20 protein-coding genes are annotated in these 19300 nt (G+C 40.6%); 10 read left to right on the top strand and 10 right to left on the bottom strand.

The genetic code is table 11. From position 1 onward, the window contains the following. Positions 1-2: 2 nt before the first annotated feature. Positions 3-1826: a hypothetical protein gene (locus ACKWCF_RS13335; RefSeq protein ID WP_409478090.1), complete on the bottom strand. Its 1824-nt coding sequence runs from the start codon at positions 1824-1826 to the stop codon at positions 3-5. A 322-nt stretch (positions 1827-2148) separates the two neighbouring features. Between ACKWCF_RS13335 and ACKWCF_RS13330 the strand changes: the two genes are divergently transcribed. The 4 genes from ACKWCF_RS13330 to ACKWCF_RS13315 all read left to right on the top strand — a co-directional run bounded on the left by ACKWCF_RS13330 (position 2149) and on the right by ACKWCF_RS13315 (position 4851). Then, on the top strand, positions 2149-2763 hold the full coding sequence (locus tag ACKWCF_RS13330; RefSeq protein ID WP_409478089.1) for an RNA polymerase sigma factor: 615 nt from the start codon (positions 2149-2151) through the stop codon (positions 2761-2763). A gap of 1 nt (position 2764) precedes the next feature. Then, positions 2765-3238, top strand: coding sequence for a hypothetical protein (locus ACKWCF_RS13325; protein WP_409478088.1), 474 nt, complete (start codon positions 2765-2767; stop codon positions 3236-3238). An 88-nt stretch (positions 3239-3326) separates the two neighbouring features. Beyond that, a complete protein-coding gene (locus ACKWCF_RS13320) occupies positions 3327-3815 on the top strand; it encodes a hypothetical protein (protein WP_409478087.1) in 489 nt (162 codons plus the stop codon). A gap of 1 nt (position 3816) precedes the next feature. Next, the gene (locus tag ACKWCF_RS13315; RefSeq protein WP_409478086.1) at positions 3817-4851 is read left to right on the top strand and encodes a hypothetical protein; all 1035 of its coding nucleotides are present in this window, start codon (positions 3817-3819) and stop codon (positions 4849-4851) included. On the opposite strand, the gene ACKWCF_RS13310 is transcribed toward ACKWCF_RS13315, so the two are convergent. The 3 genes from ACKWCF_RS13310 to ACKWCF_RS13300 are packed head-to-tail and all read right to left on the bottom strand — an operon-like array spanning position 4852 to position 7311. Next, positions 4852-5883, bottom strand: coding sequence for an aminopeptidase (locus ACKWCF_RS13310; protein ID WP_409478085.1), 1032 nt, complete (start codon positions 5881-5883; stop codon positions 4852-4854). A 2-nt stretch (positions 5884-5885) separates the two neighbouring features. Then, positions 5886-6440, bottom strand: coding sequence for an outer membrane beta-barrel protein (locus tag ACKWCF_RS13305; RefSeq protein ID WP_409478084.1), 555 nt, complete (start codon positions 6438-6440; stop codon positions 5886-5888). Positions 6441-6480: 40 nt separating this feature from the next. Continuing rightward, positions 6481-7311 carry an energy transducer TonB gene (locus tag ACKWCF_RS13300; protein ID WP_409478083.1) on the bottom strand — a complete coding sequence of 277 codons (831 nt, stop codon included), beginning with the start codon at positions 7309-7311 and terminating at the stop codon, positions 6481-6483. A gap of 105 nt (positions 7312-7416) precedes the next feature. Here ACKWCF_RS13300 and ACKWCF_RS13295 point away from each other — a divergent pair, with 105 nt between their 5' ends. The 5 genes from ACKWCF_RS13295 (at position 7417) to ACKWCF_RS13275 (ending at position 11259) form a co-directional block, all read left to right on the top strand. Continuing rightward, positions 7417-7941 (top strand): PilZ domain-containing protein, encoded by a 525-nt coding sequence (locus tag ACKWCF_RS13295; RefSeq protein ID WP_409478082.1) that lies wholly within the window; start codon positions 7417-7419, stop codon positions 7939-7941. A gap of 106 nt (positions 7942-8047) precedes the next feature. After that, positions 8048-9385: a PhoH family protein gene (locus ACKWCF_RS13290; protein WP_409478081.1), complete on the top strand. Its 1338-nt coding sequence runs from the start codon at positions 8048-8050 to the stop codon at positions 9383-9385. Positions 9386-9394: 9 nt separating this feature from the next. After that, on the top strand, positions 9395-9871 hold the full coding sequence (locus ACKWCF_RS13285; RefSeq protein ID WP_409478080.1) for a MaoC family dehydratase: 477 nt from the start codon (positions 9395-9397) through the stop codon (positions 9869-9871). A gap of 94 nt (positions 9872-9965) precedes the next feature. Then, complete coding sequence (locus ACKWCF_RS13280; protein ID WP_409478079.1) at positions 9966-10436, top strand: hypothetical protein; 471 nt, start codon at positions 9966-9968, stop codon at positions 10434-10436. Between the two features lie 13 nt (positions 10437-10449). Beyond that, on the top strand, positions 10450-11259 hold the full coding sequence (locus ACKWCF_RS13275) for a hypothetical protein (RefSeq protein WP_409478078.1): 810 nt from the start codon (positions 10450-10452) through the stop codon (positions 11257-11259). Here ACKWCF_RS13275 and lipB read toward each other — a convergent pair. From lipB to lipA, 5 genes are all read right to left on the bottom strand, one after another. Then, entirely contained in the window at positions 11256-11942 is a 687-nt protein-coding gene (gene lipB / locus ACKWCF_RS13270) for a lipoyl(octanoyl) transferase LipB (RefSeq protein WP_409478077.1), read from the bottom strand. The two genes, ACKWCF_RS13275 and lipB, sit on opposite strands and share 4 nt — an antisense overlap. Positions 11943-12020: 78 nt before the next feature. Further along, positions 12021-13460: a dihydrolipoyl dehydrogenase gene (gene lpdA, locus ACKWCF_RS13265; RefSeq protein ID WP_409478076.1), complete on the bottom strand. Its 1440-nt coding sequence runs from the start codon at positions 13458-13460 to the stop codon at positions 12021-12023. 3 nt (positions 13461-13463) lie between these two features. Next, the gene (locus tag ACKWCF_RS13260; RefSeq protein ID WP_409478075.1) at positions 13464-13793 is read right to left on the bottom strand and encodes a hypothetical protein; all 330 of its coding nucleotides are present in this window, start codon (positions 13791-13793) and stop codon (positions 13464-13466) included. A 14-nt stretch (positions 13794-13807) separates the two neighbouring features. After that, the gene (locus tag ACKWCF_RS13255; protein WP_409478074.1) at positions 13808-15448 is read right to left on the bottom strand and encodes a 2-oxo acid dehydrogenase subunit E2; all 1641 of its coding nucleotides are present in this window, start codon (positions 15446-15448) and stop codon (positions 13808-13810) included. A gap of 2 nt (positions 15449-15450) precedes the next feature. Continuing rightward, on the bottom strand, positions 15451-16431 hold the full coding sequence (gene lipA / locus ACKWCF_RS13250; protein ID WP_409480261.1) for a lipoyl synthase: 981 nt from the start codon (positions 16429-16431) through the stop codon (positions 15451-15453). A 259-nt stretch (positions 16432-16690) separates the two neighbouring features. Here lipA and argS point away from each other — a divergent pair, with 259 nt between their 5' ends. Continuing rightward, positions 16691-18487, top strand: a complete 1797-nt coding sequence (gene argS / locus ACKWCF_RS13245) for an arginine--tRNA ligase (RefSeq protein WP_409478073.1) — start codon at positions 16691-16693, stop codon at positions 18485-18487. 85 nt (positions 18488-18572) lie between these two features. Here the strand turns inward: argS and ACKWCF_RS13240 are convergent, their stop codons facing one another. Then, positions 18573-19133 (bottom strand): hypothetical protein, encoded by a 561-nt coding sequence (locus tag ACKWCF_RS13240; protein WP_409478072.1) that lies wholly within the window; start codon positions 19131-19133, stop codon positions 18573-18575. Positions 19134-19300: the final 167 nt, after the last annotated feature.

Genomic DNA, 19300 nt, shown 5'->3' with positions numbered 1-19300 from the left:
AATTATGGCTCCTTAGCTTTACCGATAACCGCTGTTTGATAGCCGTAAAGGGCAACGTAATAAAAGTTTTTTACATAACGGCCAATCGGTGCAGGTGCACTTTTAGCCATAACAAGAGTTTGGCTAAAATCAGCCGGAAGATCTTCAATCATACCGTTATTTCTGAAATACCCTGAATCACCAGCAGGAATCGCAAACGCCACTTGCATATTTAAATGCGGAACTGCCGTCTTTTCAAAAACCTGTAAGTTATAAACTTTTCCCCACGGGTCATAAATTTTTAAATAATCATCTTCTAAACCATTCACAGCTAAGGCATGTGTTTGGCCAGATTTTTTCCATTGGCATTTAAAGTCAGATGTTTTCCAGTAATTACGAACTCCATCGGATTTTGCGATTTCAACTTTTTGCGGATAACAATCCATAATAATCGCTTGGCCACGGGCAAACGTGTTGTTTTGCCCCACAGTTAAATTTTTAGCGGCAGCCTCAATACTGAATTGGTCTGTTAAAAGCTGAAAGGTTTTTCTTAAAGTGGTGGCTTCAAAAGCTGATTTATCTAAATTTCCAACCGAGGGATCAACACGGCTAAAAAATTTAAGAATCGCTCGGTCAGTTTGAGTTCCGCCGCGTGCCCAATTTGTTGAAGCAATTTGACCTATTTTATAAATAAGATCTGCGTACTGCGAAGTTCTTTCGTTAATATCAGAAATTTCACGAATTTTTTCTAACGCTGGTAAGCGGTTTTTCCAAAGAAATGGATCTTGCATATTTTCAGCGGGAGATGAATACACATTACCTAATGTCGACATTGTTAAAGCGACAGCCCCACACCAACCCATATCGCGTTTGATGTCACTGTTGCCTGTGGCTGCACTGATATGTTCTGCTAACTTCGGAGAAGCTTGATATAAAATCGGCATATCCGCTTTCACGCAGAATTTGGTTTTTGCGTAATCGCAAGAACTAACTTTTTCCCACGCCGCTTGTTCGCCGATTAAATCACTTGAAGCACATTTAGCCGGTGCCATCACGATTGCACCACTGCCTTGTTGCAGTGAAAGGTTATCTTTACCGTTTGAACCATCGAACTTAATTTCTTCGCTGTTTGGATTTTTTAAAACACCAACGATTGACCATGATTTGCCATCAACATTATTTCCAGCACAACCTTGAAACGGTAGATAGTGCTTTTCGATAAACTTTTTGCAGGCCGCTGCATTCACAGTCGCTTCGCGAGAAAAAATTTCGGTCACTACTTTATTGTAAGCAGGGCTGTTATCAAAAATCTGGTAAACCACACAGGTTTTTCCCGCGGTAAAATTATTTAAAGGACTTGCTAGATAAGCCTGCTCGGGAAGAGCAGCGAATGAAATTTTCGGAACTGTGATCGGGGCTATGACCGGAGCTACAATCGGCGCCAGAGGCGGAGCTTCAGCTTTTTCAGCTGGTGCTGCTTGTGCAACAGGAACTTTTGTTGTGGTGAATTTCATAACCGTTACAACACTAGTCACATTGTCGGCTTGGCAAGCGACATAATAAGTATATGCAGTTTGTGGTTTTAATCCAGTCAGCGGTTGTTCGTGTAAACGAGCACTGCCAGTTGATTTAAATTTTGAAGGCATCAATTGATAACTTTGATTTTTTGTCGACCATTTACAAATGGCGTTGGCCGAAGTTGTCACTTTTAATACAGACGAAGTGGGTGTTATCGATTTGACTCCACCAGCGCCAAGAGTTCCGACTGTAAGTGGTGTCACCGCATATATATAGAGTGGCGCTGATAAAACAAAAGTTGATATGATAGATCGCGTGATCCAAGCCATTCCCCACCCCCTGAACTTAGGTCTGGCTTTCTTGTCGGAATAATTGCTAGAAGCTTTATATAGTTAGCCCCACTTATTGCTCCACAAAGTGCGAGAATTTACCCTCATAAAAATCTCTTATGTATGCCATTACTAAACGCCTAAAAGATTAATTAATTCAATATGTTAGGCCATTTTGACCCTTGAGGGTTTGGCCTGCGTATTGCTTTAATAATTAGCAAGCATGCTGGGATCTAAGGAATAGGTTCTTAGAGGGGGCAGCATGAAAAAAGGTTAAGAAGTGTAGAAAACTTGTTAACCGAACTTAGACAGGGGTGTGTCTATGATTCAAGTAGAGAAGACTGACTTACAATTGGTCGAAGAAGTCCGCAACGGTCAGCGAGCTTCGTTCTCAGAACTTGTGAAACGACATCAAAAGGGATTGCTACGGTTAAGTATGAGATTTGTTAAAGACCTGGATATTGCACAAGACGTGGTGCAAGAGTCTTTTATTAAGACTTACGAAAAACTAAACTCTTTCGAAGGACGTTCGTCTTTCAAGAGTTGGTTGTATCAGATTACGGTGAACACGGCTCGTAATAAATTACGTGAAGATCGTTACGACTATTCTGATATTGAAGATGTGCAATTAGGAATCGATCCTCAGGCTGAGAAATCTCTTGTTCATAGAGCTGTCGGTGAAATTTTAAATACTGAGGTTGAAAAACTTCCTTTCAAGCAAAAAACAGCTCTTGTGTTACGTGTGTACGAAGACATGAGCTTCTCTGAAATCGCTGAAGTTATGGAGTGCCCATACGACACAGCTAAAGCGAACTACAGACATGCATTATTAAAGTTAAAAGAAGTGTTCGAAGACCGTGCGGAATTAAAATCTTGGACAAACGAGATTGGTGGATTCTTCACAGAACTAAATACTAAGTATGCGGAGGCTGAGTAGAATGAAAGAAAATCAGGGATTGAGAGAACAACTTAAACGGGAAGATCCTATTGAACTTCCCATGGATGAAATGTTTTTCGATAAACTCCATGACAAAATCATGGCCGATGTCGCAAAAACAGAAATCAAGCCTGCTACAAGTAAGTGGGCTAAGCCGTGGGTGTTCTTAGAACAACAAGTGCGATATTATCGCCCCTCTAATAATGTGCGTACTTTGCACGTTGTGAAGATGGGAGTGGTTGGTATCAGTTTAACATTGGGCCTAGGTCTGGCCACTATGAGTCTAAAACTTTTTGACATGAGCTCACAAAATCAGATGGCTGCAAATAACAGACAACTGATCATTGAACAAGCTCTTGAAAACCCACAAGACTGGGTAGAGATGGCGGCATCAGTACAAAATGATTCTGATTTTTACGCAGAAGTCTTAAATGAGAGATTAAGTTCTAACCAGGGAGTGGATTTACAACTTTAATCGTGATCTAAAATCAATAAAGTGAATCTTGGAAACGGACGTCCAAATTCATTTGTTTACTTGGCTAAAAATAGACATAATTTGGTAAATGTCTTTTTTAACAGTCCTTCTTTCTATCTTTATAAGTCTACCTGCGTTTGCTCAAAGCGCACCTACGCCTAAGAAAAATTCCGTAGAAGACATCTTTATCTGGAAAGTCAGCGATGAGTTGAATCTTTCAGCCTCTGAAGAAAAGAAATTTTCTGATATTCACCGTGAATTAAATAAGCAAAAAATGCAGTTAGCCACACAACTGCAAAAACTGTCATTTCAAAGCAAAGAAGATCCGCAATTATCTAAAGCGCGTGCCGCTGAAGTTATCAAAGACTACAAAAAAACTTTAACAGCTTATAATAACTTAAGCCTGCAAGAGCTTGATAAAGTGAAATCGTTATTGGGCGATAAAAAGTTTTTAGATTATTTGGCGATCAAGCAAGATATTAACTTAAAATTAAAGTCATTAGTTCTAGGTGATGAACCAAGCAAGGCTAAACAGCCGACGAAACTTCCGCCTCCTCAAATTATCGAGGAGAAATAGCATGAGTCCGATTCCAGTAAAGTCAAAATCAGTCTTGCTTGTTGAACTCAGCACTTCACACACTGAAATTATTGAACCATTCGTGCGTGCCCTAAAGAATTGCCGTATTGATATCGCGATTCCTGAAGCGGGTTATAATAAAATGCCGCACATGAAGCTGTTTCGCCATGTGCATTTAATTAATGAAAAAATCGGTTGGAAGCAGGCCGGTGAATTAATCAATCACGGTAACTACGACTTAGTGATTTATAATTCAGCCCAAGGTAAAAATATTCGTAATTTAGTCGTTAAAACTTTTTTCAACAAATCACCGGTTGTCGGTTTTCACCATAACCCGATCAGCCTTGTGAAAAGTTTCACACAAAAGTTCATCAACATTAAAGTTAAGAAATACTTAGTATTGGCTGATTTTAATAAAGACTATGTGGTTCATCACGGTTTTGCGCCAGATAAAGTTGAAGCGTTTTATCCTGTGACGCAAGCGATGCCCGTTGATTTTGCCAATCACAAACTGATCGCCATTCCTGGAGTGTTAGAACAAGACCGCAGAGATTATTTTGGTCTGATTGAAATTTTAAAGAAAAATCCAAAAGCTTTTGCTGGTTATCAGTTTTCGCTTTTAGGTAACTGTTTAACTCATGACGGGCCAAAAATCAGAACTATGGTTCGCGAAGCAGGGCTTGAATCGTATTTTAGATTCTATGAAGGTTACGTACCTGATGAACAGCTAGAAGAAGATTTACAGCAAGCTAAGTTTGTTATGCCTTTAATGCACCCGAACAACCGTTATTTCGATGTGTATTTAAAAACTAAAATTTCTGGCGCTTATAACTTAGCTTACGCGTATCAGCTACCGTTGTTAATGCATGAATCATTTAAAGTGGTGAGTGAGTTTTCGACGAACTGTGTGTTTTACAGTCTTGAAAACTTAGCTGATAAAATCAAAGCTTCAGTAGATCTGGATCGTAAATTCTATACGAAATTTTCGCCCGACGTGCAGTCGCACAATCTTATGCGCTTTTTAGATATTAAATAATTACTGAGCTAACTTTTTTAAATCAGCAGCAGGATCATCAGATTTTTCTAAGGTTTTAACCTTTTCAATAAACTGATCCATATTATCGCCACACTTTGCATATAGTTTTTCAAAATCACTTAGGTCTTCCATATAAGTGCGCATTAATCCTAATGTGGCATTATTCATGGTTTCAGTTAAAAAACGAGAATAACTTCCGGCTTTGATTTTAGGGCTTACTTGCGCTTTAAAAGCTTCTTTGATTTTTTCGAACTGCTCTTGGCGTAGTTTTTCATTTTGTTCTGAATTTGATTTATACCAGGCTTCAAGTTGTTTAATTTGTTCTGAAATAAAGCTCGAAAATAATTTATCGTCTTCGTATTCTGCTAAGATCGTTTTTACAGTCGGTGAATCTTGGCCTTCAAGCTTTTTATAAAACATTTCAGTGCCCTTGTTGCCGATAAATACTGCGAGACGCTCGTTAAAATCCGCATTGTGTTTGATATACACGGTCGTGTGAGTAATTTCGTGGATAATGGTGTTTACTAAATCATGATCTTTATAACGTAACATCGACGATAAAACAGAATCTTTAAACCAACCTAAAGTTGAATAAGCAGAAACGCCACGCACATTGGTATCTAAACCTTGTTTTTTTAAATCTTCAGCTTCTTCTTTGGCTTCTTCTTCGCTGAAAAAACCTTTGTACGGCATTGCGCCTACAATCGGGTACGACCATTGGTAATTTTTTAATTCCCACTTGTAAGCGGCATTTACCACCCAAGTCACATAAGGGCGTTTAAGATCAATGTAGGTGTCGTAATTTTTAGTTTGTTTTAAATGCAGATCATTAAATGCAAATTCGCGCGCCTGTTGGCTTAAACGTAATTTATTTTTTTGGGCTTCAGTGAGTGAATCCTGATTTAACACTTCGCTAACTGGTTCGCGGCTAGCCATCATTGAAAATTGGTTTTTCGCTGATTTAAAATAATAACCAAGCTGGCAGCTTGTTAGAAAAAGAAAACTAATCGCTAGCAGGGTGGTTTTTTTCATTTTTATAAGAACCAGCTAAGTCCGGCCTTAAACGCGGTATCTTCGGTTTTAGAGCCGTCATCCATTGGTGTTTTCCAGATATCGTAACCTAAACGAATCGAAAATTTTTCTGTCAGTTTATATTTTAAACCCACACCGTAACTAGGAGCCACGCCATCTTTCGTAGGAATTTCGTAAGCGTTGGCGTTTTGATATTTGATTACAGCTTTTTTACTGATGTAAGCTGCGCCGCCTTTAATATAGGGCTGAAAATCACTGCGCTGGTCAGTTAAAATAAAAATTAAATCTGTGCCGGCTACATTCGATGTTTGCTGTAGCACACGTTGAGATGTGGCATCGTTTTCTTGGTTTTCGTAAAACGATTCGGTGTAACTTAATTCAAGAGCGATTTTTTCAAAAAGATAAAACGATAACGACGCTGATTTAGTTTCAGATTGGTAGTAGTTGGTCGCGTTGAAATTTTTCTTAGAAAATCCGTAACTTAATCCGATTTCAGTGGTCATCGCCTGCGCCGCAAATGACGCCAAAAATAGAATAGAAAATAGTGCTGATTTCATTCCTCTATTTTAGCCGAAAATGCGTGCGGTGGCTGTGGGATCAGTACACGTTGACGCGAATTCTGTACCTAAGACGAACGCGGCCTCCGTCGGCCTCGACTTTAGCTTTAGGTGGGTTCGGGAAGAACTTGGCGCTCTTAAACGCGTAAATTCCTGCTTCATCAAATGGTTTGAAGCCAGAACTTTGCATCACTAAGCCTTCTTGATAAAGACCTGTTTTGTCGAGCAGGATTTCAACCTCTGTTGTCCAAGATTTACCAGCTAACATTTTGCGAGTATCTGTCGGCAGACGATCAAAAATTGCATTTAATCTTTCAGCCCAACGAACATAAAATAAACTTAAAATACGATTATAAAACGAAGCGTAGATATGAGCGTCGGCATTTAAGTTTGTTGCTGATCCACTTTGAATATCACTTGGTAATTCGTAAGGCACAGTTGATTCTTGCACGCGCGCCATTTGCTGTTGCATTTCTCGAGCGAACTCTGGCACATCACCATCATCACTCGCCGGAGTTTTTTGCGCCGAAGCTTTTTGTTGGGCCACAGCAGTACCTTGGCTTCCTTTAGATGGGGCGCGGTTTTCAAAAGCACCAAGTTTAGTGGCGCGTGTTTGTTTATCGAAACGTTGATTTTTCTCCGCCATAAATTGCGCGGGATCAGACATATCTTTAGGTTCTTGTGTGGTGGTGTTTTTTACGACTGCTTTATCGAATTTTTTCTCACGTTGATCTTGCGCTTTTTCTTCGACCACTTCGATTTCAACATCGCCCGACGAAGGTCTGGGTGCTGGTGGTAGATACCAGACTCCTTCGTACATCATAATGTGTATAAACAGGCTCAGCGCGATCAGCGCCATTAAACGCAACATAATGCTCTAAACTGTATCATTTCTGGATCTCAAGTTAAGACAATTTTTTGCCGATAGGGGTAATGCATATATGGGGGAAGGCTCTACAGCCCCAGGGGGATAAAAATGGCAAAAGTGATCGATATTACGCCACGTCTGAAAACAGTAAATACAACAAATACGCAAGAGATGGGCAATAGTGATCAAAAACTGCTTAATATGCAGGAGCATAAAGGCAAGTTTCAACCGATTATCTTAAAAGAGCGCCGCCAGGTAGAGCGTACAATTTTATCTGACTTAATTAGTGGCATGTTAGTGTTACCAGAAAAAGGTTTATACAAAGTTTCGATGTATGACATTTCCGGTGATGGTTTATCTTTCACGCTAGAAAAACACATGGGTTCATTCCAAGTGGGAGAAGAAGTTGCTCTGCGCGTGTATTTAAATGCAAAAACTTATTTTCCGTTACATGTAAAAGTAAAACACGCAACTTACGATTCACAAGAAGAAGTTGTTCGTCACGGTGTTGAGTACATGAAGGGTGCTACAACAGATGTTGCGCTCCAGCATTTTGTGAATTTCATCATCTCGTTAAACGAAGGTTTGCAGATTGATGAGGGTGATCTTATCGCCGGTCCTTCGCTAGCATAAAATTAACAAAAAATTTTTTTAATTCTCTTTACTCTAAAGACTGACTGATGTGGAATTTATATAAGCGCTCATGATAGAGCGCCGATCAAATTCCACGGAGGTCGAATTGAGTTCTAATCCTACACCAGCAGCAAAAACTAAACGCCGTAAAATCGTACTAGATACGAATGTTATCTTATTTGATGCTTTTGCATTATTGAAGTTCGGCGATGCTGATTTACATATTCCGTTTGCCGTTATCGAAGAAGTCGATAAGTTCAAACGTGACCAAGGTGAAAACGGTCGAAACGCGCGTCAATTCAGCCGCTTCGTTGACGTTCTAAGATCTAAAGGAAGTTTAGCTCAAGGTGTTCAGATCGATAACCATGAAACTATGGTTTACATTACGACTGATATGATGATGGCCGGTGTGCCTTCAGAGTTAGATCAAAACAAAGCTGATAACCGTATCTTAAGCACAGCTTTAGCTCTACAAAAACAACATCCACGTGCAAAAGTAGAATTAATTTCTAAAGATATTAACTTACGTATCAAAGCTGACGTTTACGGAATCAACGCTAAAGATTACGATAACTCAGATGTAAACCAAGAAGATCTTTACGAAGGTTATCTTGAAGTTGAAGTTAAGCCGAATGATATCGACGTATTCTACCGCGATAAAAAATTAGTGGTGGATTACAAACTTTACATCAACCAATACGTGATTTTAAAAGACGCTTCAAATCCAAATCACTCAGCGATTGGCCGTTATTCTGGAGTTGAAAAAGCCGTTGTTCCATTAATCAATCCACCAGACAGCATCTGGGGAATCCACGCACGTAACGTTGAACAATCATTCGCGTTAGATGCCTTACTTAACGATGAAATCATGATGGTTTCTTTAGTGGGTAAAGCGGGTACAGGTAAAACATTATTAGCAATTGCCGCGGGTTTATTTAAGACGCTTGATGAAGGCCGTTTCCAACGTTTATTAGTTTCTCGTCCGATTTTTCCAATGGGCCGTGATATTGGTTACCTTCCTGGTGATATCGAGCAAAAATTAAATCCATGGATGCAGCCGATTTTCGATAACGTTGAATTCTTAATGGGTGCCGATAAAAAAGCAGCAGGCCGTGCGCAAGAGCTCATCAACCAAGGTATGCTAAATATCGAGCCATTAACATATATCCGTGGCCGTAGTATTCCTAAGCAGTACTTAATCGTGGATGAGGCGCAAAACTTAACTCCGCACGAAATTAAGACGATCATTACCCGTGCTGGTAATGGCACTAAAGTGATTTTAACAGGTGACGTTTACCAAATCGATAATCCGTACGTAGATTCAGCAAACTCGGGTCTGACACATGCGGTAGAAAGATTTAAAGGCCAAAATATTGCGGCCCATGTCACGCTGACTAAAGGTGAGCGTTCTGCGCTTGCAGAGTTAGCGGCAAATATTCTATAACTATTTGCTATGTCATCATCAAATTTTTTAGAAGAAGAAAACGCAAGACAACAACAAAAAGATGTCGGCTACAAAGCCGTCATCAAAGAAGTTATTACTGACAAAATGGTTCGCCTATTTGCAGAAATGTCTGGTGATTATAATCCGATTCATCTTGATGATGCTTACGCAGCTACAACGATTTTCAAAAAACGTATCGCGCACGGGATGATCCTAGGCGCGCTTATTTCTCGCTGCTTAAACCAAACTATGGGTTCAGGCGGCGTTTACCGCGCCCAAACTTTAACGTTTAAAAATCCGGTTTTTATCGACGATGAAATCACGTTCGAGTTAACGATCACGAAGCTTCATAAAGGCCGTGGTTTAGGGATTGTCGAGACGATTGCTAAGAAGGCTAATGGCGATATCGTAGCTAAAGGCGAAGCCACAATCGTTATGGCAGCCAACGTAGCAGCTGGTACTTCCGGCGCACCTGCAGCCGAATAAAACTCCTGTCAAACAAGTAGACGCTCCTGCAGTTATCACTCGGTGATAGCTGCGCTCTTGCTTTTGCTATATCGGCTCAGGTACAAACTTTCTCATGAGACGGGTATTATCTATCTTCTTATTAGGAATGTTTGCGGTATTATCCGTGCGTGCGAGTGATTGCGGAGCCTTATTAGGAACTTGCGATTATTACCAATGCCTTGAAATGCGTGAGCAGTGCGGTTCTGACGGTTACTACTTAAAATTCGGCAAACACTACTGCGAAAAATACCAAGCTGACGAAGCCAATTACTCTGAAAAAGGCCGTGAATTTTTAGCCAATATTCGCACTTGTTTGCAAGAAGAGTTAGAGCGTGAACAGATCCGCGCGAATGAATTCCCACGTTGCTCGAAGGTAGAAAAGTTTGCCGTAGGCACGCATAAATATTGTTATCAGCAATATGGCTTTTGTGATCTACCAAGAAAAGATCGTCGTCACATCAAGCTTACGGCCAAAAAAGAGCTTATTCATTTTAGAATGCTGTTATTTGGATTCTGGCTGGAAAAAGCCTGTATCGGCGACTAATTTTGAGGTGCTTATGCTTAATGTTCTAAATTCAATTAAAAAAATCGCAGTAATAAGTCTTTTGATTGGAGCTCAAAATGCTCTGGCTTGGAATGTTCAGCAAGACGACTTAGTCACTTGGTTAAATCAGTTATCGCCGAAGCCTTCTGTTTATCAGGAAATGCAGAAGTTTTTTATCAAACAAGGCAATTCATCAGCGGCATCACAGCAGTACACAACGGCTTTTATTCAGCAAATTCATAAGGAATTATCAACCAGTGCGTTTCAGGTTTATCAAAATTCTTTAAACCCTAACTTGAAATGCAAGAATCGCTCTGATGTTGATTTTCCAGAGAAAATGACAGCCAATAAATTAGGTGCAGAATTCGAATCTGAAGCCTTAAGAATTGAAACTATGGATTGCCTTGGAAAACTTGATCACCATAAGGTTTTTCAAACATTTTTGTCTGACGGCTTTCAACTGAACTCTGTTACTGGATTAAAAAAAATAAAATCGAATCAGTCTGTGAATCAGATTTGCCAAGTTACGGACGTGTTTCCGGTTGGAAAGTCTTCTTATTGCTTTACTCAAAATATTTGGGCTGATGAATCTACCTATGTTATTCAGTCATTTAATGAAAACAATGAAGCGGGTGTAGAAGCTCCGGTTTATTTCAGAGAAGTATTTACGATTATTAAAAAAATGCATAATGGCGAAGTATTTATTTACAACCTAGCAGTGGGCCGTGGTCCCGATCTTCCTTTGCATTTTGTAGTAAAGTCGACAGTAAAAAGCGAACAGGCTAAAGCTATCGAAGCTTTGAGAGAAGCTTCTAGCAACTAAAGAGATGATTCTAAGTTATTTTTTAGAGTTGTCTTGAATTCTTCGACAGACACTTTTCCATCGCCCACAACTTTTTCTACCGAAATCATCGTCTCAGTTTTAAAACCGCACGGGTTAATTCCTGTAAAAGCAGTAGGGTCGTTGTGAAAATTAATCGCAGCCCCGTGATAGGTAATCCACTTTTTTACAGCAATACCTAAAGAGGCGATCTTTTGGTTTCCCATCCAGACGCCGGTTTCATCAGTTTCTACTGTTTGCCCAGGCATCTTGTGTGGAGTTTTTCCCTCAGCCGTAATGTCGTAAGATTTTAAAGTTTTAACAATGGCTGATTCAAAAGTACGTAAATAACCACGCACATCTTGAGCTACGCGCTGTTCATCAGAATCAGCTTTTTTACCGCGTGGATTTTTTAATGAAATAATCGGGTAGACAACAATCTGCGAAGGACCATGATAAGTGGCTCTGCCACCGCGTGAAACTTCGATCACAGGTCCTGCCCAAGAAAAGATATCTGAGCTTTGCGTTTGTCTGCCGGTAGTTACAACAGCTGGGTGCGAACAAAAAATCAGAAAGCCTGGATGATTCTCGCCGCTGGCAAGAAGTGCATCTAGCTTTTCTACATATTCGATTTGTTTGTTCATGGCCTCTTGATAAGAAATAAGGCCCCAGTCTTCGAAAATCATTTAAGACACCCGTATAAATTAACCGATTGGGTCGTTTCGGTTATTAAGTGGCGCAACTGCGCCACTCGTAATTCTAAATTAAGCGTGCGCTGATTTAGCGCCCGTTAAAGGCTTTTGAATAATATGGATCGCGTGACCAAGAGTTGCTTCAGCAGCTTCCATCATAGTTTCACCTAAAGTTGGGTGAGGATGGATCGTTAAAGCAACGTCTTCTAAACGTGCACCCATTTCGATGGCTAAGGCAGCTTCAGAAATTAAGTTAGAAGCTTCAGGGCCAACGATATGAACGCCAAGTAAAACGTGAGTTTTCTTGTCAGCGATCATTTTTACGAAACCATCAGTTTCCATCATGCTCACAGCACGGCCGTTCGCTGCAAATGGGAACTTAGAGATTAATAAATCGTTAAAACCTTTAGCTTTGCATTCAGCTTCAGTCATGCCTGCAGATGCGATTTCTGGATCTGTGAACACTACTGCAGGAACTGTTTTCGCGTCGTAAACACGGTTAATGCCAGAGATAATTTCAGGAACCATTACACCTTCGTGAGAAGCTTTGTGAGCTAACATCGGTTGGCCACAGATATCACCGATAGCGAAGATGTGCGGGATATTCGTTCTGCGTTGAGCATCAACTTTAACAAAGCCACGCTCGTCAACAGCGATACCAACACCTTTTAAGTTAGCTTGATCGCCATTTGGACGACGGCCAACAGTTACTAAGATTTTATCACATTTGATTACTTCGTCTTTACCGTTGATTTCAACAGTGACTTCGTAGCCGTCTTTAGTTTTCTTTTGGCCTTTTGCTTTCGCGCCAAATTTAAACTGGATACCAGCTTTTTCGGCTTTACGAGTTACAACCTGAGCGCACTCAGGATCAACAACGCCAGCTAATAAAGAATTTTGCGCTTCAACAACGATAACTTCAGAACCTAATTTACGTAGGTAAGAAGTGATCTCTAAACCGATGTAGCCACCACCGATAGCAACAACACGTTTAGGGATTTCGTCGAAGTTTAAGGCGCCAGTTGATGAACAAATATCTTTTTCATCAAACGGAAAGCCTGGAATTTCAATCGGGCGAGAACCAGTTGCGATAATGAAATGTTTCGCAGTTACTGTGTCTGTGCCAGAAGCTGATTTTAAAGTTAATTCTTTAGTTGTTTTGAAAGTCGCTTCACCTTTTAAGATAGTAACTGTGTTACCTTTTAATAATTGGTTCACACCGCCAGACATTTTATCGCAAACAGATTGTTTCCATTTAACTAAAGTTTTCATATCAACGTCGATACCGCCTTTGATATTTAAACCCATAGTTTTGAAATCATGTTGAGCACGGTGTAACATGTGAGTTGCCGTGATCATCGCTTTTGAAGGGATACAGCCTACATTTAAGCAAACGCCGCCTAAAGCTTCGCGTTCGATGACTGCCGTCTTGAACCCTAATTGCGCAGAACGAATTGCTGCGACATAACCACCGGGACCAGAACCAATTACTACTACGTCAAAATTTTGCATAAATTATTTATTTCCTTCTTGTGGGTGCTGGCTATCGTACTCAGCACGGCCTTTAAGATAACCTTTTTTAAATGCGCGCTCTAAAGTTTTTGGACACTGACCTGTGTACACTCCACCTTGTCGGCCAAACGCCAAACCACCACTGTAACTGCAGAAATTTACTTTCTCGGTTTCAGGAGTCAGGGGAGTTGATGGAACAGCAGACTCAGTCGCTTTAGACTCGCTGACACTTTTTTGTTCCCAGTCTGTTGATGGAACAAGTTGAGGTGCTGAAGAGCAACCTGTGATTTGTAGGGCCATCGCAAATACCGAGAACAAAAAGATGTTTTTCATACGTTTCTACTTTCTTATGACATTCCCATCATCATTACGCCTGGATTTTGAATCTTAGCGAAGAATGATTTTAGGAAGTTAGCAGCCACGGCGCCATCGATTAAACGGTGGTCAGCAGTGATTGTGTAGTTCATTGATTTGATGAAACCGATAGAACCGTCTTTGTTTAAAACCGGTTTATCAGACATTTTGTACATACCAAGGATCGCTACTTCAGGGTGATTAATGATTGGCGTTGCATACGTACCACCCACTGAACCGATGTTCGTGATCGTGATAGTAGCGCCTTTCATTTCATCTGGTTTTAATTTTCCGTCGCGGGCACGTTTAGAAAGATCTAAAATTTCTTTAGAGATTTCTAAAATAGTTTTTTGGTCAGCATTTTTAATCACTGGAACCACTAAACCATTTGGAGTGTCGGCAGCAAAACCGATGTTGAAGTATTTTTTGTAAACGATTTGTGAATTTGCATCATCAATTGAAGCATTGAATTGCGGGAACTCACGGATAGTTGCGATTAACGCTTTCATCGCAAACGGTAAGTAAGTGATCTTAGTTCCGTTTTTCTCAGCGTAATCTTTTAATGATTCACGTAAGGCTACTAACTGAGTTACGTCAGCCTCATCCATTAATGTGAAGTGAGGAATGATCGCTTTAGACATTTGCATGTTCTGAGCGATTTTTTTACGGATACCAAGTAAGTCTACACGCTCTTCTAATTGAGCATTAGTCGATTTGTATTCTGGTTTCGGGAAGTTCATTGTCGGAGAACCTGCAGATGTAGCACCTGCACCAGTTGAAGTAGCTGCTGTTGCTTTACCACCTTTAGCACCTAACACGTCTTCACGAGTTACACGGCCTGCTAAACCAGTACCAGACATAGCGTTGATATCAACACCCATCTCGCGAGCTAAACGGCGAGTTGCAGGAGTTGCTAACACGCGTGATTCAGCGACAGGAGGGTAGATACCACCAGCCACCGCTGCACCAGCTGAAGCTGTCATCGGAGTCGGAGCTGCAGGTTTTGCAGGAGCGGCACCGTTACCATTCGCGTGAGCTGCTGGAGCAACTTTCGAAGCACCTGCGGCTGCGCCTGATAAAGTTAAAATCACAGATTCAACTTTGATCACGTCACCTTTTTTAAATTTTAATTCTTTAACTGTACCAGCTACTGGAGTCGGAACTTCAACAGTCGCTTTGTCAGTCATGATCTCTGCTACAGTTTGGTCAGCTTTAACAACATCACCAACGTTCACAGTCCATTTAACTAATTCACCTTCAGTAACACCTTCACCTAATTCAGGAAGTTTTACATCAGTTGTACCGCCACCAGTGGCAGCAGGGGCTGCGGCTTGTGGAGCTTGAGCGGCGGCAGGAGCCGGAGCTGCTTTAGGTGCTGGAGCAGAAGCAGTCGCTGTCGCACCACCTTCTAATTTTAAAATTACAGACTCAACTTTGATAACTTGGCCTGGTTTAAATAATAATTCTTTAACAGTTCCTGCGATCGGAGTTGGAACTTCAACAGTCGCTTTATCAGTCATGATTTCAGCTACAGTTTGATCAGCCTTAACTTGGTCGCCTGGTTTTACTAACCATTTAACTAATTCGCCCTCAGTTACGCCTTCACCTAATTCAGGTAATTTTACATCAGCCATTTCTAGTTGTTTCCTTTCAAACGGTCTACTTTATTTAATTCTCTATTTTGTTTAATCATGCCTTCTAAGAAGAACTCGCCTGCGCGGTAGGAACTTCTTACTAACGGACCCGAAGCCACGTATAAAAACCCCATCGCTTCAGCTGTCTCTTGCCAGAATTTAAATTTTTCTGGTGTAACGAACTCAATCACTTTTAAATGTTTCGGAGTCGGTTGTAAGTATTGACCGAAAGTCACAACGTCACAGCCAACTGAACGTAAATCTTTTAAAGTTTGAATCACTTCTTCGTCAGTTTCGCCTAAGCCCAACATGATTGAAGATTTAGTATAAATTTTTGGATCGAATTTTTTAACTAACGCTAATACATCCATCGATTGACGGTATTTAGCGCGCGGGTCACGCACACGCGGAGTTAAACGCTCAACAGTTTCAATGTTGTGAGCAAATACATCAGGATATGCCGCTGCTAAATGAAGAATTAAATTTTCTTCACCGCGGAAATCTGGAGTTAAAATTTCAATAATTAAATCAGGATCTAATTTCTTCATTGTCTTAACAGTTCTTGCGAAATGATCTGAACCTTGATCAGGCATATCATCGCGGTCAACTGAAGTCACAACGACGTACTTAAGTTTCATTTGCGAAACTGAGTACGCTACTTTTTCTGGTTCAAAAGGATCAACCGGAGGAAGGCCTGTTTTTGCATTTCCAGTTTTCACGTTACAGAAACGGCAACCACGTGTGCACGTGTCACCCATGATCATGATTGTTGCTGTTCCGCCTGACCAACATTCACCCATATTCGGGCAGCGCGCTTCTTGGCAAACAGTGGCTAATTTTAATTCGCCTAACATTTCTTTGATACGGCTGTAGTTTTCGCCAGCGGGAGCACGAACTTTTAACCAGTCAGGTTTACGAACTGGTTGAGGAGTTGGTTTTTGAGCTCCTGAATCTTGATTTTCACCGGCGTTTCCGCCTGGAATGTCGTTCAACACTTTGCCACCTTTTAGTGCAAAAAATATCACTGAATTTAGAGCTATATTACTAGCTTCAAAGACCCTTCAAAGCAAAGGTTTTTACTTTGAATCGGGGAGTTAATCCAGCCTCCAAAGCCTATATTTTGATGCAAGGGTTTTCACGGGGTGCCATGGGTGAAAATTCGCTATAAAACAAGGCCATAGTGGTGGTTTTGTGCCGCTCATAGGTTGTCTAAACAAGTCTTGTTTGTTAGCTATATAGGCTATGACATTAATGCACGAACCTTTACGAAAACTAGTTTCTCAAACTCTTATTAAGCTTATTCAAACTCAGCTAGTAGCAGCCGGCGTTGCCGAAGATGCGATGAGTGCAGGAGATGTTTACAAGGCGCTTGTCGAGCCACCCAACACTGATCTAGGTCATTTAGCTTTTGGTTGTTTTATCACAGCTAAAAATTTAAAAAAAGGGCCGCCAGTTGTAGCGCAACTTTTGGCGCAAGAATTAAAAAATGAATGCGCGCAAAATATTATTCTTAAAAAAGCGATCGGGTCAGTCGAAGCGGCTGGGCCGTACATCAATATTAAATTTACGCCAGCAGGTCTTGCTGATTACGTTTTAAAACCGATCTTAAACGGTGAAACTTTTAAAGCGCAGTTAACTGAAGCCACACCTAAAATGATGATCGAGTATTCTCAGCCGAATACGCATAAAGAACTTCACGTGGGTCACATGCGTAACATGTGTTTAGGTGATTCGATCGTAAGACTTTTAAGATACTCAGGTTACAATATTTTAGCTTCAACATTTCCAGGCGATGTGGGAACTCACGTGGCGAAATGTCTATGGTTTATGAAATACCACAATAAAGAAGCAATTCCGATGTTAAACAAAGGGGCGTGGTTAGGTGCGATGTATTCAAAAGGTAATCTTTTATTAGAAGACCAAGAAGGTACTCCGCTTGAAGAAGAAAATAAAAAAATCCTAACTGAAATCTTAAAACAGTTAGAACATAAAAACGGCGAATACTACGATTTATGGAAACAAACGCGTGAGTGGTCGATCGAGTTAATGAAAGATGTTTACAAGTGGGCTGATGTGCATTTTGACCACTGGTATTTTGAATCTGATGTGGATTCTGACTCAATTAAAACAATCAAAAAATATCATTCAGAAGGTAAACTTGTTGAATCACAAGGCGCTATAGGTCTTGATTTTTCGAATGAAAACATGGGTTTTTGCCTATTGTTAAAATCTGACGGCACAGGCCTTTATGCGACAAAAGATGTCGAGCTAGCCCGTCGTAAATTTGAAGATTATAAAATCGAAAAATCAATTTACGTAGTGGACCAAAGACAGGCTTTGCACTTCAAACAGGTTTTTAAAACTTTAGAAGTTTTGGGTTTTAACCAAGCCAAAGATTGTTTTCACTTACAGTACAACTACGTTGAACTTCCAGACGGGGCGATGAGCTCGCGTAAAGGAAATATTGTTCCATTAACGGCGTTAGTTGAAACCATGAGAAATCATATTAAAGCTGAATATTTAAACCGTTACACGAACGAATGGACACCAGAAGAAATCGAAACTGTGGCTGATCAAGTGGCTAAAGGCGCGATTAAATACGGTATGCTTAAGCAAGACACGAATAAAAAAATCGTGTTTGATATGAACGAGTGGACAAAACTTGATGGTGAATCAGGTCCGTTTATCCAGTACTCATTTGCCCGTATTAATTCGTTACTTAAAAAGTTCACTTTCGATGCCAATGCTGAATTTGCAACTGACGTTTTAGCTCACAATTCAGAGTTAAAACTAATGCAACACTTAATGAACTTTAACACTGTGGTTTTAAACTCGGCTGAAAATTATAAGCCTGCGGCTTTATGCTCTTACTTATATGATACGGCGAAAAAATTTAATACATTCTATCATGACTGTGCGATCGGTACGGCTGAAGCGCCTGATCTTAAGAAGGCGCGTTTAGCTCTAGCTTATTCAACAGGTGCAGTGATTAAGCATGGTTTATCTTTACTGGGCATTCCAGCTCCAGAAAGAATGTAATCTTATATTTCAGAAATAAAAAAGCCTCGAACTTTCATTCGAGGCTTTTTAGTGTGTTTTGATTTACTTTTTGTAAGTCAGCCGATTATTCTGCTAAGCCTAACCAAACTTGTAAACGAGCGCGTGAACCGATTACGTTTTGTGACGTAGCTTCGATTTGAATTGAATCAACACGTACTGAGTATTGGTAGTCTAAACGTACACGTACGTCGCGACCTTCTCTGACAACACCTGTAGCGATGTTTGTCGTACGGCCGTTTGATAAACGAGCGTAAGCGCGAATGATTTGTACGTCAGCGTTAGAAGAACGTAATAAAACTTCGTTCACTAAACGGTCACCAGCGTTGATGTAGATAGTTTCAGACATGAACTTATCTACTTTGCTTGTGCCCATATCTAACCAGCGGTAAGTGTACGCCGGACCGTAGTCACTGTAGCCTGGGTAAGAAGGGTAGCCTGGTTCATACGGATTATTTGGATATGATGGATATCCCGGTTCGTATGGGTTACCCGGGTATGGAGCCGGTTGTGGATGGCTCGGGCGGCTTGGGCGACCTGGTCTGCCGTGTCCGTCACCATTGCCTGGTACTAATTGAGCTTGTGCTAAGCCTGCGATTAACATAATCGCTAAAAATAATGATTTCATAAATCCCCCTGTTTAATTTGCGACTCCAATAAATTGGTGTCATTTGTTTCTAAAAAGTTGTTGGAACACCTTAAAGCAATTGGTCGGCCAAAATAATGTGGCTCAATTGGCACCTTCTAGAGTATAAAAGTGGTGACATTAGGTGTTCCAAAATTAATGGAACATAT

Source organism: Pseudobdellovibrio sp. HCB154 (assembly GCF_046267985.1).
Classification (GTDB): Bacteria; Bdellovibrionota; Bdellovibrionia; order Bdellovibrionales; family Bdellovibrionaceae; genus Pseudobdellovibrio.
The sequence above is the reverse complement of the archived record's forward strand: the minus strand, read 5'-3'. Positions and strand labels throughout refer to the sequence as shown.

Coding starts and splice junctions, on each gene's coding strand:
- ACKWCF_RS13335 (WP_409478090.1), bottom strand. CDS start 1,826: ATGGCTTGGATCACGCGATCTATCATATCAACTTTTGTTTTATCAGCG.
- ACKWCF_RS13330 (WP_409478089.1), top strand. CDS start 2,149: ATGATTCAAGTAGAGAAGACTGACTTACAATTGGTCGAAGAAGTCCGC.
- ACKWCF_RS13325 (WP_409478088.1), top strand. CDS start 2,765: ATGAAAGAAAATCAGGGATTGAGAGAACAACTTAAACGGGAAGATCCT.
- ACKWCF_RS13320 (WP_409478087.1), top strand. CDS start 3,327: ATGTCTTTTTTAACAGTCCTTCTTTCTATCTTTATAAGTCTACCTGCG.
- ACKWCF_RS13315 (WP_409478086.1), top strand. CDS start 3,817: ATGAGTCCGATTCCAGTAAAGTCAAAATCAGTCTTGCTTGTTGAACTC.
- ACKWCF_RS13310 (WP_409478085.1), bottom strand. CDS start 5,883: ATGAAAAAAACCACCCTGCTAGCGATTAGTTTTCTTTTTCTAACAAGC.
- ACKWCF_RS13305 (WP_409478084.1), bottom strand. CDS start 6,440: ATGAAATCAGCACTATTTTCTATTCTATTTTTGGCGTCATTTGCGGCG.
- ACKWCF_RS13300 (WP_409478083.1), bottom strand. CDS start 7,311: ATGTTGCGTTTAATGGCGCTGATCGCGCTGAGCCTGTTTATACACATT.
- ACKWCF_RS13295 (WP_409478082.1), top strand. CDS start 7,417: ATGGCAAAAGTGATCGATATTACGCCACGTCTGAAAACAGTAAATACA.
- ACKWCF_RS13285 (WP_409478080.1), top strand. CDS start 9,395: ATGTCATCATCAAATTTTTTAGAAGAAGAAAACGCAAGACAACAACAA.
- ACKWCF_RS13280 (WP_409478079.1), top strand. CDS start 9,966: ATGAGACGGGTATTATCTATCTTCTTATTAGGAATGTTTGCGGTATTA.
- ACKWCF_RS13275 (WP_409478078.1), top strand. CDS start 10,450: ATGCTTAATGTTCTAAATTCAATTAAAAAAATCGCAGTAATAAGTCTT.
- lipB (WP_409478077.1), bottom strand. CDS start 11,942: ATGATTTTCGAAGACTGGGGCCTTATTTCTTATCAAGAGGCCATGAAC.
- lpdA (WP_409478076.1), bottom strand. CDS start 13,460: ATGCAAAATTTTGACGTAGTAGTAATTGGTTCTGGTCCCGGTGGTTAT.
- ACKWCF_RS13260 (WP_409478075.1), bottom strand. CDS start 13,793: ATGAAAAACATCTTTTTGTTCTCGGTATTTGCGATGGCCCTACAAATC.
- ACKWCF_RS13255 (WP_409478074.1), bottom strand. CDS start 15,448: ATGGCTGATGTAAAATTACCTGAATTAGGTGAAGGCGTAACTGAGGGC.
- argS (WP_409478073.1), top strand. CDS start 16,691: ATGACATTAATGCACGAACCTTTACGAAAACTAGTTTCTCAAACTCTT.
- ACKWCF_RS13240 (WP_409478072.1), bottom strand. CDS start 19,133: ATGAAATCATTATTTTTAGCGATTATGTTAATCGCAGGCTTAGCACAA.